Origin of the sequence: Sphingomonas hankookensis (genome assembly GCF_022664465.1) — a bacterium.
Classification (GTDB): domain Bacteria; phylum Pseudomonadota; class Alphaproteobacteria; order Sphingomonadales; family Sphingomonadaceae; genus Sphingomonas; species Sphingomonas hankookensis.
Genome location: NZ_JAKREV010000005.1, coordinates 155505 through 169802, shown reverse-complemented (window position 1 = coordinate 169802; position 14298 = coordinate 155505). Strand labels below are relative to the sequence as shown.

The window sequence follows — 14298 nt, the reverse complement described above, 5'->3', positions numbered from 1 at the left end:
TGCGGACGGCCGCCGCCGCAGACACCCACCGCCGCACACCCCCGCCAAGACGGAGAACGCAGTGCCACACCAGTCCGAGGTCTTCCCGAAGACGTTCCCCGATGAGGACGAGGGCGGCCGTCGTCTCACGTTCGTCGAGCACGGCTCCGACGCGGCGGCGGCGGCACGGATCGGCGCGCGCATCTACGTGGCGGACGACGGCGGCCCGATCCGCACAATCATGGGCGACGCCCACCGCCACTACACCGGGGAAGAGCATTCGGCGAAGACCGGGCTCTCCAACCCCTACGAAGGCGGCACGGAGCACGCCCTCATCGTCGACAGTGAACTGCGTCCTTCGGTCCTGGACTACCGGACGCAAGGGGCGCGCCTCCGCTACCCATATGGCGGCGGGCGGGCCGAGTGGATCATCGACCACCTGCGCCACGTGCGCGGTCCGGGTGGAGACCATGTGGAGGCAATCGAGTGCAAGCCCGACGTCTCCTACCTCGCCGACCCCGAGGAACGCGCCAAGCTGGAGGCCGCATTCCGCGTCGCCGCCGCGATCGGCTGGCGTCCGCGCGTCATGTACGAACGCCAGATCCGGGGCGGCGGCGAGCGGCAGATCAACTTCGGCCACATCTACGCCCATCAGACCGCGACAGTGCCCGGAGACCGCCTCGACGCCTTCGAGGAATTGGTCCTGCGCACCCCGGACACGACCTTCCGCGAGCTGCGCGAGGCGCTCGACCCCGATCGTCGTCGAGGGACGGCGATGGCGCACGCCCTGATCTGCCGCGGCCGCGTAGACGTCGACCTCGACCTCCACCTCCATGGCAAATCGCGCGTGCGGCTGCTGCCCGAACCCGCCTTCACCTCCCTGATCCGCTTCTGAGGCCCGCTGTGAGCACTCTGACCAGGATGATCGGCTCGCTGTTCGTCGCGGATGGGCGCGAGTGCGTCTATCGCGGTTCCGCGATCAACGGCCGACACATGGTCGGGGACGGCGCGGGCTGGATGTTCGAGATGCCCGATCCGGTCACCGGCATGCCGATGTGGCCGACGACGGCCCAGTTCATCGACGCCATGGCGACCAAGCGCCTCGTCCTGCGCTCGGACCCGCTCCAGAGCGCCGTGCGCAACCGTGCCCGGCGCAAGGAGATGACGCGGGAAGATCTCGTCAAGGCACAGACGAAGGACGGTTCGAAGAGGCTGCGCGACCGTTGGTTCACGCTTCGCGAGGACGCCATCAAGAAGTGGCACGCGGGCGACGGATGCGCTCTCAGCAAACGCGGCATCGATGCCTGGTTCGAGGACAATTACGACGTCGCGGCGCTGAAGGCGGAATATGGCCGCCTGCCCAGCGACACGACCTTTCGCACCTGGGTTCGCACCCGCGGCCTTCCGAACGACTACCGGCCCGCCGACTTCGCGTCGGAGAGCGGGCTTGGTCCGCGTCGCCGCAAGATCGACCCCGTCGTCCTCGCGATCATCAGACACTGGGCGCTGAGCTTTCACTCCAAGCCCAAGCAGTTCGTCAACACCTACTTCCGCAAGGCCAAGGACGACGTCGAGCGCTACGTGCTCGGCAAACCGCTGGAGATGTTCCAGTTCCAGGAGGCGCTCGCCAAGCCGGCGAAGAAGAAGAAGATGTGCACGCGGCGCATCTTCACCAACGAGGTCGGGAAGGCGAAGAGCGCCAAGGGTCTGGGCATCGCCTACAACCAGGCGGCGGCTCGACAGCGGTACGGCGGCGGTGGTGTGGCCCAGGAGCCGACGCGCTTCCTGGAATACGTCCAGATCGACGACACCCCGTTCCCGATGGTCTTCGTCATCGATGCGGTGCGCCGCTTTCCCGTGGGCGTTCCGACCGTCACCATCGCGCTCGACGTCTTCACGCGGGCGATCGTCGGATGGGACATCTCGTTCGATCCGCCCGGCCACGCGACGTACATGCGGACGCTGCTCAGCATCGCCACCCCGAAGCGGATTCCCGAGGGGTTCGAAACCTTTCCGGACCTGGCCGAAGTAGGCGGCAAGATCGTCGGTCACGCCGTCCTCGACCACGCAAAGCACCAGACCGCACGTTCTGCCCAGGATGCGGGCGGCGACATCGGCCAGGCGGTCAGGGCCGCCGGCAGCAAGGAGCCGACCCACAAGCCGCACGTCGAAAGTTGCATCGGCACGCTCGAGAACATCCTGCGCGAGATGCTTCCGGGTGGCACCTGGGACATTCCGCTGATGCGGGAGTTCGATTACGATCCGTCAAAGCAGGCGATCGTGACAATCGAGCAGTTCCGGTCGATCTTCGCCATGGTCGTGGCGAAATACCACACCCACGATCACTCGGGTCATGGCGAGCGCCCGCCGCTAGACGTCTGGACTGAGCAGCGCAACGCCCACGGGCTCGACTGGGTCTACGACATCGATCAGTTCGAGCGCGCCATCGGCAACGTCTACTACCCCAGCTTCCGCGGCGCGGGCGCGGTGATCGAGGGCCTGAGCTACGGCGGCGACGACACCGACGAGCGCTACCCGTATTCCAACGTCGAGATCCTGCACCATCTGGCACTAGCCCGGGGTACGTCGTCGCAGACCAAGAAGCCGACCTACAAGAACGTCAAGATCAAGGTCGACCCGAACGACATCGGTCGCGCATGGCTTTTCGACGAGCATCTGGTCACCTACGTCCCGATCCCCTGCACGATGCGCCGTTACTCCGATGGACTGCCGCTCTGGCTGCATCTGAAGATCAAGGCCTTCGCCAAGGCGCGCGGCCTCGCGTTCGCCGAGGAGAACGACATGCTCTCCGTGCGCGAGAGGTTCGTCAAGGAGGTCGATGCCGTCCTTCCAGCCGCCGGGGTGGCCGATCGCCACGCGGCCGCCCGGCTCGCCGATTCCACCGAGGGACGCGCCTATCTGGGCGATTCCGTCGAGGTGCTGCGCGTCGCCGGATCGGTTTCGGGGATGGAGAGCAGGATCATGCACGACCTGCGGACCAACACTCGCGGCGACGCCACCCGGATCGCGCCGCGCTCGTCGAACCGTGGTGGCGCCAACGCTGGCGGAAAGCGCGATCGGCGCGGGACCCCGGCACCCAACCAGGACCAACCCGAGACCACCCCGGCCCAGCAGGAGAGGCAGGACCGGGAGGACGCCGCCTACCTCGCCCGCAGGCTGGACCCGGGCGGGTCGGACGCTGGCCACCAGTGGCAGGGCTACAAGTAAACGACAACGTGAAGGGAAGGACGACGATGACCAACGCCTCGAAGAAGAGTCAATCCGCATCCGACGCAGCCCTGCCGGACACAGCACCCCCGCCGCCCCGTCGACGCACCCGCTCCAACACAATGCCATCAAAACATGGCACTAGGAGTCGCGCGTCGAGTGCCGGGGTCACGCGGTGCGTAGAGCCGGACGAGAATGCCGTCGACGATTGCGTCACCGGCGAAGAGCCGACGCCGAACATGTCGTCGGATCTCACCTCCGTGTCGACGGAAGCGGCGCCGGCGCAACCGGCCTTGCCCGCGACTCCTGCGGTCCCGGTAACCGCTCCATCATCCCTGGCCCAGATCGCAGGAGAGGGCATGGCGGCGTTCGAGAACATCGTCCTGCCGACGCCAGCACAGGTCGAGTGCATCCGCCAGATGGACACGCTGCGCATCATGGGCCTGTCGCAGCCCGCCGGCCAGCAGCGCCGTGCGTTCCGCTACCTGAACCAGTCCGGCTCGGGGAAGAGCACGTGCGCCAAGCTGCTCAAGCGGCACGTCGAAGGCCAGCCTGGCAGGGATCCTCGGAAGAAGCCGATCCTCCACGTGACGCTGTCGACCACGGGAACGCCGAAAAGCCTGGCCACGTCGATCCTCAACGAGGTCGGTGACGGCTACTCCACCCGCGGCGAGGCGGAACTGCTGCTCGAGCGCGTCAAGACCGCCCTCAACGAGCTCGAGGTCGAGCTCCTCGTCATCGACGAGCTGAACCACTTTAAGCAGAAGCACCTCGCCGAGGACGCCGCGAACACCATCAAGAACATCCTGACCATGGGATGGGTGCCGATCGTCCTGATGGGCACGACGGACGCGCAGACGCTCTTCACCCGCAACCGTGAACTCAAAAACCGTTGCCTCCCGCAGGTCGTCCTGCAGCCGTTCGTCCACACCGACGCGGGCAGTCGCGAGGTATGGACGCAGTTCCTCCACCAGATCGACCTGGAGCTGGTCGGTCGGGGTGTCATGAAGGAACTGTCCGGGCTGGGTGAGCCCACGCTGGCGAAGGACCTCTGCGAGGCGAGCAACGGCCTGATCGGCGAGTTCCACAACATCGTCCTAGCCGCGCTCGAGGCGACGCTGCTCGCGGGGGAGCGGTTCATCGGCCATGCCCGCCTCATGGCCGCCATCGACGCCTGGTGCATCCAGGACGGCACCATCGACCACAACCCGCTTCGCCTGCGCGTGAGCGGCTGACGCGATGCCCGGCCCCGTCCTCCTACGCGTCGCGCCGATCACTGGCGAAAGCCTGATGAGCCTCGCCACGCGCGCCGCGGTCCGCAACGTCCTGCCCTCGTCGCACGTCATCCTCGAGCAGGTCGGGGCACCGCACGCGCAGAACCCAACCGCCGCGATCGCCCCTTCGCTGGACAGGGGCCTGCTCGCGCACATCCTCAGGGTGTCACTCGAGGAGGTGGTCGATCGCTATCACCCGTCCGCGAACGACCCGGGCTTCATCGAGTTCTTCGGCGCCGCCGTCCGCGTCGACGAGATGACGTTCCGGCGCCGCCGCTTCTCGCCGGCGAGCATCGGCATCAGCCCGCACGTCCGGGCGCTCTGGTCGCTGATGATGGTGCCGTGCTGCACGGAGACCTGGGAATACCTCGTCGATGCATGCACCTGCGGGACGGTGCAGGGTTGGCGGCAGGCGTGGAGCCTCCATCGCTGCGACCGCTGCAACACCCGGTTGGACAGGCAGCCGGCCGATGTGGTGGACGGTCCGCTGCGCGATGGGCTTGGCTTCCTCATCGGCCTGCTCGATCCGGACCGGGACCGCCGCAACGCCGCCCGAGCGATGCTGCCGCCCGCTCTCGCCGAATGGGACGGCGGCATGGCCTTCGAGCTCGCGCTGGCGCTGCTGCCGCTGTCCCCGACGGGGTATCGCCTGAAGCGCGGCGCGGCCATCCCGTCCGGTGACCGCAGCCGGTACGCGACCGCGCTGGCGGAGGCGGCGGGCCTCGTCCGCAGGTGGCCGGACTCCCTCGTCCCGGCTCTCCAGGCGGCGGTCGCGACCCGCTCGAGGTCGCGCGCCAATGTCCGTTATACCGGCACCGCGGACTACATCCCGGCGCTGGCCAGCGACATCCTGCCGCCGACCGTCCGCACCGCCATCGAGGACGCGTTGGCCCCGATCACGGCGGAATCCGGCGGGACGCCGGCCGGACAGATCGGGATGATGGACGCGGCGGCGCTGATGGGCCGGCCGCTCCAGGTCCTCGCGCCCGCGCGGCGCGACGGTCACCTGCAGACCCGCATCTGCATCCGCGCCAACCGCGTCTTTCCGACCCTCGATCGGGCGGAAGTGGACCACATCCACGACTTCGCTGCCAACCGCATCAGTGCGGAGAAGGTCTCGGATAGCCTCGACCTGCCGGCCTACGCCATCACCCAGATCGCAGACGCGCGTGGCATATCGGTCGCCGACCACCCCTACGTCATCGCCCACTACGTCGATCCGCAGCTGCACCGGGCGGAGTTCGCCCGCTTCAAGGCCACACTGCGGGCGGCGGCGCTCCCGATGGTCGTGGATCCAGAGGCCTCCGCCGTCGCGCCGGATGAAGACACGCCTCTTGTCAGCCCGATCGTCGACCCGGTCGCGCTCCACCGGGCCGCACGCGCCATCGGCGGCGGCTTCAAGCCGTGGGGCATCATCGTGGACCGCCTTCTGGACGGCACGATCGCGTTCACCGCCACCGGCGACCGGATGGGGAGGATCGGGATCGGCGTGCGGGACGCGCGTTCGCTGCGCACGCTAGCCTTGGTTCCGCCCACCGTCCTGCCGCCGACGTGCTCGCAGCGCGACGCCCTCGAGATCCTCAACCTGCCCGGCAAGCATGCCCACCTGCTGCAGGAGTTCGCCGATGCCGACGACAAGTGGGAGATGGACTGGGAGAAGGTGCTCGCGCTGGCGGCGAACCGTATCACGCTCACCGAGCTGTGCGCACGCACCGGGGTGAACAGCGTCAGGCTGGAGAAGTGGCTGGACGAGGAGGGATGCCCCCGGTCCGATCGGTTCGGCTGGTGGCGGACTGACGCGCTAGACGCGATCAGGCGCATCCCCGCTATCGCAAACGCTGCGGAATAACCTACGGTTTCGGGCCGAACCTACCCGCCGGTCGCTTCGACAGCCCTCGACCCGTGTAGATCGTGAAGCTGACGACCAGGAGGATCAGGCCGCACATCACCTCATACACCGTCAGCAATTGCGGCACCCAGTGCCTGGCCACGAAGCCGCCGCCCCCGCTCGTCGTGATCGTCAGCGCGCTGTAGGTCAGCAGATCATTGAACGAGACCGGCCGCGGCGCGCCGCATTGCCACATGTCGGCAGGCAGCAGCGCGTAGAGGACGGAGAAGTTGAGGATCAGTTCGGCGTAGCTGTTCAGCGCAAGACGCACACGGGTCGGCCACGCCAGCGCGCTCGACGGCCGTCGGTTGATCCGCAGTTTGTCGAACGCGTCTAGATAGAAGGCCAGGAAGACCTCGTTGCATCGTCCGAGGAGATACCAGGTCAAGAGTCCAAGGATTGGCCACCACGTGCCCCAACTGGGGTGACCTGTGCCCCGCCACGTCAGTATGAACGTCGCGACCGCGAGGGTGATGCCGACGATCAGGTAGGTGCAGTTCCTCCGCTTGATCAACGTCGCCCTGGCCAACCGCCGGAGACCGCGCTTCTGCCAGTCGGCGAGAGCGTATGTGGGCGAAAGCGCCGTGAGCAGGATGGTCCGAAGATTCACCACCCCATGTATCCATTCCTGGACGCCGTGCGCCACCCGGGTCTCTCCGCCATAACGGAAATCTCTTCGTATTCGATGGTTGAGCGACGGATACGGATGAGATTGATCGGCCGTGGGTCGATAACACACTGGAACGAACCGAGGAGACAAGTCGGATGAGCAGCAACAGCACCCCGGTCGACGTGAACACCGCGTCCGCCGACGAACTTGACGCTGTCGCCGGCCTGCGCGGCCACGGCCCAGAGGTCGTCCGCTACCGGGAGGAGCGGGGTGGGTTCACCGACCTCCGCCAGTTGGACGAGGTCCCCGGCCTGTCTGGCAAGGTCGACGGGAGCAGCACCCCCCTCACGGTCGGGGACGCCTGAAAACGATGATCACCCGCACTTGCGATATGTAGCCATTATCGCGGCCGCATCGCGGGCGGTCGGTCGATTTACGACCGACCGCCCGCCCCTTTTGCATCGTACGTTGATATCAGCATATCCGGGGCGGACACCGCCGCCTCGAACACGTCGATTCGCATCTAGCTCAGGCTCCCGTGTCATGCCGCGGTGGCCGTGTCGCGATGACGCCATTCGGTATGATCGTCTCGCCAGTCAAAGGATTCGTAGGCGCCCGAAAGAATTCCGGGTCGATCTCCTTCAAAACTTCGATCAACCGACGCCAGTCCTCGTCGGACATACCTTGAACCGTGCGCAGCGCCGCTGTTACGCGGTCGGGATTTTCAGATTCTGGCATTTTGTTACTCCTCATGTTGTAGCTGAACTATACATGATGCAGTCACGCGGTGTCGAAATTGAAATGCGCCGGAGCGTCGCTTTCGGCGAAATCGCCGAACTATACGCTGGCGGCTTAGGACCAATACTTCCGATCCCGAGTCATCGCATTGCCGACTTCGGCCTCCAAACTTCGCTAAAGTAGCAAAAGCGAAGACGCTAAGTAGCAATGTCAGAAAGGGTGGTGCCGCTTACAGGACTCGAACCTGTGACCCCCGCATTACGAATGCGATGCTCTACCAACTGAGCTAAAGCGGCGCAGGCGGACTTGCCGTCTGGAGGCGGGCGCTTACCAGTGGGCGGGGCGGGTGGCAAGCGTCTTTGCGCGCGGCGTCCGCGGCCACGCGGCTTTACCGGACGTTTACCGTGTCGCGTGCACAACCCGGCGCCATGGGGCGGAGTGCCCACAAGGATGCAGCTATGGACATCGTGCGCGGATCGAACGAGCAACCCGGCGGCGACGATCGCGAAGGCGTCGGCGGTGACGTCGTGGCGGTCGGTACCGATGAGCGGCGCATGCATGTCCGCGCCTATAATTACTGGGTGTCGCTACTGGGCGGGCGGCCCTGCCCGCTGATCGACGCGCTGGACCCGGCGGGCATCGCCGATTTCGGGCCGAACAGCGTGCTGCTGGATTGTACGCAGGGGCATGAGGATGCGACGATCCGTTTCCTCGGCCATGCGCTGCGCGAGGAAAGCGGGACCGATTCGTCGATCGTCCGGCTGCGCCAGGTGCCGCCGCGCTCGCTGCTGTCGCGGCTGACCGACCATTATCTGCAGATCATCGCCAACCGCGCGCCGATCGGGTTCGAGGCCGAATTCGTCGGCCATCGCGGGTTTCCGATGCTGTATCGCGGCATCCTGATGCCGTTCTCGTCGGACGGCGAGACGATCGACTATCTCTATGGCGTCATCAACTGGAAGGAAGTGGTCGATACCACCACCCAGTCGCAGCTGGCCGCCGAGCTGACCGAATCGCGCCGTGCCGCACCGCGCCGGAGCGAACCGGCCGCGGCGTGGGCCGACGGGCCGAGCGCCGTGCTGGCCGAACCGGCACCGCCGCGCTCGCTGGTCGATCGGCTGGTAGAGGTCCGCCGGCTGGCCGAGTCGGCACGCGGCAGTGGCGATTCGTCGGCCGCGACGCATGCCGCGCTGGCCGAAGCCTATGACTTCCTGCTGGCCAGCGAGGGCGAAGCGGCAGGCTATGCCGCGATGCTGGTCGGCGCCGGGGTCGCCGTCGATCCGCGGGCGCCGGTCGATGCGCTGGTGCGGCTGACCTTTGGCAGTCAGCATGACGGCCATGCCCGGCTGCTGGCGCGCGCGCACCGCGCCGGGGTGGGTGCAGGCGAGCTGATCGAATGGATCGAACGTACCGCCGGCCGCCCGGCAGCGAACGTACCGCCGGTGACCGTACCGATCGCGGCGGGCGAAAATGACTATGTGCTGTTGCTGGCGCGGGCGGTCGACGCCGGTTCGGTGCAGATCGTCGGACGCGTCGATGGCGAACCCGCCATGGTGGAACAGGCACGGCGTCAGCTAGGGCATTGAAGTGCATTCGATAAACCGGGCATATCCCCGGTTCGTAATATAATTACCGCACTGCGACATTTTGTTCGCAACCGCCACAAGGGTTGAGCCGGCCGGAAAGCCGTCGCATAGCCCCGCCCATGACTCCGCAAAGCAAGCTCGCCCGCCCCCTGGAAACGCTGCTGGTCGACAGTGCGCTCCCCGGCGAAATCGAAGGTCTGGATGCAGCGGCCCGCGCCGATGCTGCGCAGTTCGTGGCGGCGACCGCCGCGCACCGCTCGCCCGGCACGGTCAGCGTCGCGCTGGAGACGCTGGCGCGGGGCGAGCAGCGGCGGATGCGGCTGGCGGTGGTCAACGACGACATGCCGTTCCTGGTCGATTCGATCGGTGGCACGATCGGGGCGCATGATGTCGCGATCGACCGCATCCTGCACCCGGTCGTCACGGTCACCCGCGACGCAGCGGGCACGCTGACGGGGATCGCCGGCGAAGGACGACGCGAATCGATGATCTATATCGAGATGGAGCGTGCCGATGCGCGCGTCCGTCACGCGCTGGTCGCCGAGATCGAACACAATCTGGAGCACGTCCGCGCTGCCGTGACCGACTGGCGCGCGATGCAGGCGGCGATGCAGGCCGATGCCGCGCGGCTGACCGCCGATGCCGCCACCGCAGAGGATGCGGCGTTGCTGAGCTGGTTCGTCGCGGGCAACCTGACGCAGCTGGCGCATGAACGCTGGTCGCGTGACGGGACGGTGTCCGAGCAGCTGGGGCTGTCGCGGGCGCGGCTCGACGTGCCGCTGCTGGCCGATGCGTCGCGGCAGCGGGCGATCGAATGGTTCGATGCGGGCAATGTCCAGCCGCTGCTGCTGAAGTCCAACTGCATTTCGACCGTCCACCGCCGTGCGCCGATCGACCTCGTGCTGGTGCCGATCCGCGACGGCGATACCGTGACCGGCATGTCGATCCATGGCGGGCTGTGGACCAGTGCGGCGTTGCAGGCCGATCCGGCCGAGGTGCCGGTGCTGCGCCGTAACCTTTCCGAGCTGCGTGCGAAGTTCGGTTTCGATCCGTCGGGCCATGCCGGCAAGGCGCTCAGCCACGCGATCTCGACGCTGCCGCACGACCTGACCACCGCCTTCCACCCCGAATCGCTGGAACAACTGGCGCTGACCGCCATGTCGGTGGCCGATCGCCCGCGCTCGCGGCTGGTGCTGATCAAGTCGGCGCTGGGGCGGCACCTGTTCGCGTTCGTGTGGCTGAGCCGCGACGATGTGACGACGCAGCGGCGGCTGTCGATCGGCGACATGCTGGCGCAGGCGTCGAACGCGTCGATCCTGAACTGGTCGATCGCGATGGAGGATGGCGAGGCGGCACTGATCCGCTACGTCCTCGACCTGCGGCAGGACGGGCGGATGCCCGATGCCGCCGATCTCGACCAGCGGATCGAACGCATGGTGCGCGGCTGGCGCCCGGCGGTTGAGGGCGCGCTGAGCGAGCTGGTGCCTGAGGGGGCGACGCGGATGGCGCTTCGCTTCGCCAATGCCTTTCCGGCCAACTATCGCAATTCGAACCTGCCCGACGAGGCGGCGCGTGACATCGTGCGGGTGGCGGCGCTGACCGATGCCACGTCGCGATCGGTGCGGATCGTGTCCGAAGGCGGCGACCGGATGCGGATCAAGGTCTATCGCCGCGGCGGCGCGCTGCCGCTGTCGGATGCGGTGCCGGTGTTCGAGAATTTCGGTTTCCGCGTGATCGAGGAACTGCCGACCCGGCTGGAGGATGACGAAAAGAGCTTCATCCACGACTTCGAGGTTGCGGTCGCATCGGGTGCCGCGCCGAAGTTCGACGTGGCCACCGTCGAGCGCGCGATCGAGGCGGTACTGGAGAACCGCGCCGAAAACGACGCCTTCAACCGCCTGACCGTCGAAGCGGGGATTGCGCCGGCGGCCGTCGTGCTGCTGCGCGCGTGGTTCCGCTATCTGCGGCAGACGGGGGTGAGCTACAGCCTCGCGACCGTGGTCGATGCGCTGCGCCGTGCGCCGGGCGTCGCCACCGCGCTGATCGAGCGGTTCAATGCCGCGCATGATCCGTCGCGGTCGGACCGCGAGGCGGGTGTGGCTGCCGCCGATGCCGCGATCGAGGCGGGGCTGGACGCGGTGTCGGCGATCGACGACGACCGCATCCTGCGCAGCTATCGCGGGGTGGTGGCTGCGACGCTGCGCACCAACGCCTTTGCGCCCGCCGCCAACGAAGCGCTGGCGTTCAAGCTCGACAGCGCGAAGGTGCCGGGGCTCCCGAAGCCGCTGCCGTGGCGCGAGGTGTTCGTCTACAGCCCGCGCGTTGAGGGCATCCATCTGCGTGCCGGGCCGGTGGCGCGCGGTGGCCTGCGCTGGTCCGACCGACGCGACGATTTCCGTACCGAAATCCTGGGGCTGATGAAGGCGCAGCGCGTCAAGAACGCGGTGATCGTGCCGACCGGCGCGAAGGGCGGCTTCTATCCCAAGCAGCTGCCGGCGCCGTCGAACCGCGACGCGTGGATCGCGGAAGGGACGGAAAGCTACCGCATCTTCATCCGATCGCTGCTGTCGATCACCGACAACATCGTCGACGGCAAGGTCGTGCATCCGGCCAGCGTCGCGATCCATGACGGTGAAGACCCCTATTTCGTGGTCGCGGCGGACAAGGGTACCGCGACGTTCAGCGACGTCGCCAACGCGCTGGCGCTGGAACGCGGCTTCTGGCTGGGCGATGCGTTCGCGTCGGGCGGCAGCGTCGGCTACGACCACAAGGCGATGGGCATCACCGCCAAGGGTGCGTGGATTTCGGTGCAGCGCCACTTCCTCGAACTGGGCACCGACGTGCAGACGGACGCGATCGACGTCGTCGGGTGCGGCGACATGTCGGGCGACGTGTTCGGCAACGGGATGTTGTTGTCGAAGGCGATCCGGTTGAAGGCGGCGTTCGACCATCGCCACATCTTCCTCGACCCCGCGCCCGATGCGGCGGCGAGCTGGACCGAGCGCGACCGGTTGTTTGCATTGCCGCGCTCGAGCTGGGCCGATTACGACCCGTCGCTGATTTCGGAAGGCGGCGGCGTGTTCCCGCGCTCGGCCAAGACGATCCCGCTGAGCGAACCGGTCCGGGCGATGCTGGGCGTGATCGAGACGGAAATGGAGCCGAGCGCGCTCATTTCGGCGATCCTGCGCAGCCCCGTCGACCTGATCTGGTTCGGCGGCATCGGCACCTATGTGAAGGACCGCGCCGAAAGCCATCTCGACGTCGGCGATCCCGCCAATGACCGTATCCGTGTCGACGCACAGACGCTGCGCGCGAAAGCGATCGGCGAGGGCGCGAATCTGGGCGTGACGCAGGCGGCGCGCATCGCGTTCAGCGCCGGCGGCGGTCGGATCAACACCGACTTCATCGACAATTCGGCGGGCGTCGATTGTTCGGATAACGAGGTAAACATCAAGATTGCGCTCAACCGCGAGGTGATCGAGGGGCGGCTGGCGCAGGACGACCGCAACGCATTGCTGGCGCGGATGACCGACGATGTCGCGCATCTGGTGCTGGAGGATAACCGCCTCCAGACGCTGGCGCTGTCGGTGATGGAGAATGACGGGCCGGTCGCGGTGCCGAGCTATGTCCGGGTCATCGAGATGCTGGAAGCGGCGGGCAAGCTCGACCGCGTGGTGGAGGGGCTGAGCGCCAACGACGACTATGTCCGCCGTGCGCAGGACGGGCGGGGCCTGACCCGGCCCGAACTGGCGGTGCTGCTCGCCAGCGTCAAGCTCGCACTGCAGGAGGCGATCGAGCACGCCCCGATCGCGACCGATCCCGACATGGCGGGCGACCTGCTCGCTGCCTTCCCCAAGGAAATGCAGGAGACGCAAAAACAGGCGATCCTCGATCACCGGTTGCGCGGTGAGATCGTCGCGACGAAGCTCGCCAACCGCATCGTCAACCGGCTGGGCGTGCTGCACGTCTTTGAACTGGCGGAGGAAGAGGGCGAGGCGCTGGCCGATATCGCGGCGATGTTCGTCGCGGCCGAGCGGCTGTTCGACATCGACGCGCTGTACGACCGGATCGAGGTGGCCGACATTTCGGAACGCGCGCGGATCGCGTTGCTCGACGAAGTGGCGGTCGGCGTGCGGTCGCAGATCGCCGACCTGCTGCGCGCCTTCCCGGCGGGGACCACTCCGGCGCATGCCGTCGCGCATCTGCAAAAGGGGGTGGCGAGCCTTGCCGGGCAGACCAGTTCGCTGCTCCGCGCCGAGGCGGCGCAGCAGCGCGACCGGATCGCGGGCGTGTTGCAGGATGCCGGCGCACCGCAGGACCTTGCCGGACAGGTCGTGCGCCTGTTCGAGATGGACGGTGCGGTCGGCCTCGCCGATCTCGGCCGTCGTCTGAAGCTCGACGAGACGAAGCTGACCCAGTCGTTCACCCATCTCGGCTTCGCGCTGGGGCTGGACTGGGCGCAGGCGGTGGCGGCGCGTATCCAGACCGGCGATCCGTGGGAGCGGTTGCTGATCGCCGGCCTCGCGCGCGATTTCCAGCAGCTGCGCTTCGATTTTCTCAACCGCAATGCCGGCAAGGACCCGCAAGCGGCGGTCGAGAAGTGGCTGGAGGCGAACCGCGACCGCGTGGCGCAGTTCGCCGCGCTGGTCCACCGTGCGCGGCAGGCGCCGGTGGCGGGCGCGGCGATGCTGGCGCAGATCGCCGGTCAGGCGCGGGTGTTGCTGGCGCGGTAATCGCTGCGTCTCTCCGTATCCCCGCGCAGGCGGGGATCCAGAGCCAAAGTCGCTGGCGTTAGCGATTGTCGTCCTGGATCCCCGCCTGCGCGGGGGTACGGGTTGGCCGGCTCGCGACGACCCCCTATTCCCCAACGTTACCCCAGCGAAGGCTGGGGTCTCCTGCGGCGAGGCGCGTGCTTCGTTACCGGGAGATCCCAGCCTGCGCTGGGATGACGTTTGTGGCGGGCTGGAATGACATTTGCGGCAATGGCAGGGGAGG

The 14298-nt window shown here is 67.3% G+C and carries 9 protein-coding genes and 1 tRNA gene; 7 read left to right on the top strand and 3 right to left on the bottom strand.

Features of this window, described 5'->3' with window-relative positions:
• Positions 1-61 precede the first annotated feature (61 nt).
• The 4 genes from MF610_RS14115 (at position 62) to MF610_RS14100 (ending at position 6330) form a co-directional block, all read left to right on the top strand.
• Positions 62-874: a PDDEXK family nuclease gene (locus tag MF610_RS14115; protein WP_056399398.1), complete on the top strand. Its 813-nt coding sequence runs from the start codon at positions 62-64 to the stop codon at positions 872-874.
• Between the two features lie 26 nt (positions 875-900).
• Positions 901-3207 (top strand): hypothetical protein, encoded by a 2307-nt coding sequence (locus tag MF610_RS14110; protein ID WP_056501214.1) that lies wholly within the window; start codon positions 901-903, stop codon positions 3205-3207.
• A gap of 359 nt (positions 3208-3566) precedes the next feature.
• Complete coding sequence (locus tag MF610_RS14105; RefSeq protein WP_242198299.1) at positions 3567-4442, top strand: ATP-binding protein; 876 nt, start codon at positions 3567-3569, stop codon at positions 4440-4442.
• A gap of 4 nt (positions 4443-4446) precedes the next feature.
• Positions 4447-6330 (top strand): TniQ family protein, encoded by a 1884-nt coding sequence (locus MF610_RS14100; RefSeq protein WP_479687781.1) that lies wholly within the window; start codon positions 4447-4449, stop codon positions 6328-6330.
• A 1-nt stretch (position 6331) separates the two neighbouring features.
• On the opposite strand, the gene MF610_RS14095 is transcribed toward MF610_RS14100, so the two are convergent.
• Entirely contained in the window at positions 6332-7015 is a 684-nt protein-coding gene (locus MF610_RS14095; protein WP_242198279.1) for a hypothetical protein, read from the bottom strand.
• 119 nt (positions 7016-7134) lie between these two features.
• On the opposite strand from MF610_RS14095, the gene MF610_RS14090 reads away from it, so the two are divergent.
• Positions 7135-7344: a ComEA family DNA-binding protein gene (locus MF610_RS14090; RefSeq protein WP_242198276.1), complete on the top strand. Its 210-nt coding sequence runs from the start codon at positions 7135-7137 to the stop codon at positions 7342-7344.
• A 163-nt stretch (positions 7345-7507) separates the two neighbouring features.
• Here MF610_RS14090 and MF610_RS14085 read toward each other — a convergent pair whose 3' ends face one another.
• Both MF610_RS14085 and MF610_RS14080 read right to left on the bottom strand, forming a co-directional pair.
• Positions 7508-7717: a hypothetical protein gene (locus tag MF610_RS14085; protein WP_242198272.1), complete on the bottom strand. Its 210-nt coding sequence runs from the start codon at positions 7715-7717 to the stop codon at positions 7508-7510.
• A 220-nt stretch (positions 7718-7937) separates the two neighbouring features.
• Positions 7938-8013: transfer RNA gene (locus MF610_RS14080), tRNA-Thr, on the bottom strand.
• A 162-nt stretch (positions 8014-8175) separates the two neighbouring features.
• Here MF610_RS14080 and MF610_RS14075 point away from each other — a divergent pair.
• Both MF610_RS14075 and MF610_RS14070 read left to right on the top strand, forming a co-directional pair.
• Positions 8176-9303: a PAS domain-containing protein gene (locus MF610_RS14075; RefSeq protein ID WP_242198269.1), complete on the top strand. Its 1128-nt coding sequence runs from the start codon at positions 8176-8178 to the stop codon at positions 9301-9303.
• Positions 9304-9422: 119 nt separating this feature from the next.
• Entirely contained in the window at positions 9423-14036 is a 4614-nt protein-coding gene (locus MF610_RS14070) for an NAD-glutamate dehydrogenase domain-containing protein (RefSeq protein WP_242198266.1), read from the top strand.
• The last annotated feature ends 262 nt before the right edge of the window (positions 14037-14298 follow it).

Coding starts and splice junctions, on each gene's coding strand:
- MF610_RS14110 (WP_056501214.1), top strand. CDS start 901: ATGATCGGCTCGCTGTTCGTCGCGGATGGGCGCGAGTGCGTCTATCGC.
- MF610_RS14070 (WP_242198266.1), top strand. CDS start 9,423: ATGACTCCGCAAAGCAAGCTCGCCCGCCCCCTGGAAACGCTGCTGGTC.
- MF610_RS14085 (WP_242198272.1), bottom strand. CDS start 7,717: ATGCCAGAATCTGAAAATCCCGACCGCGTAACAGCGGCGCTGCGCACG.
- MF610_RS14075 (WP_242198269.1), top strand. CDS start 8,176: ATGGACATCGTGCGCGGATCGAACGAGCAACCCGGCGGCGACGATCGC.
- MF610_RS14105 (WP_242198299.1), top strand. CDS start 3,567: ATGGCGGCGTTCGAGAACATCGTCCTGCCGACGCCAGCACAGGTCGAG.
- MF610_RS14100 (WP_479687781.1), top strand. CDS start 4,447: ATGCCCGGCCCCGTCCTCCTACGCGTCGCGCCGATCACTGGCGAAAGC.
- MF610_RS14090 (WP_242198276.1), top strand. CDS start 7,135: ATGAGCAGCAACAGCACCCCGGTCGACGTGAACACCGCGTCCGCCGAC.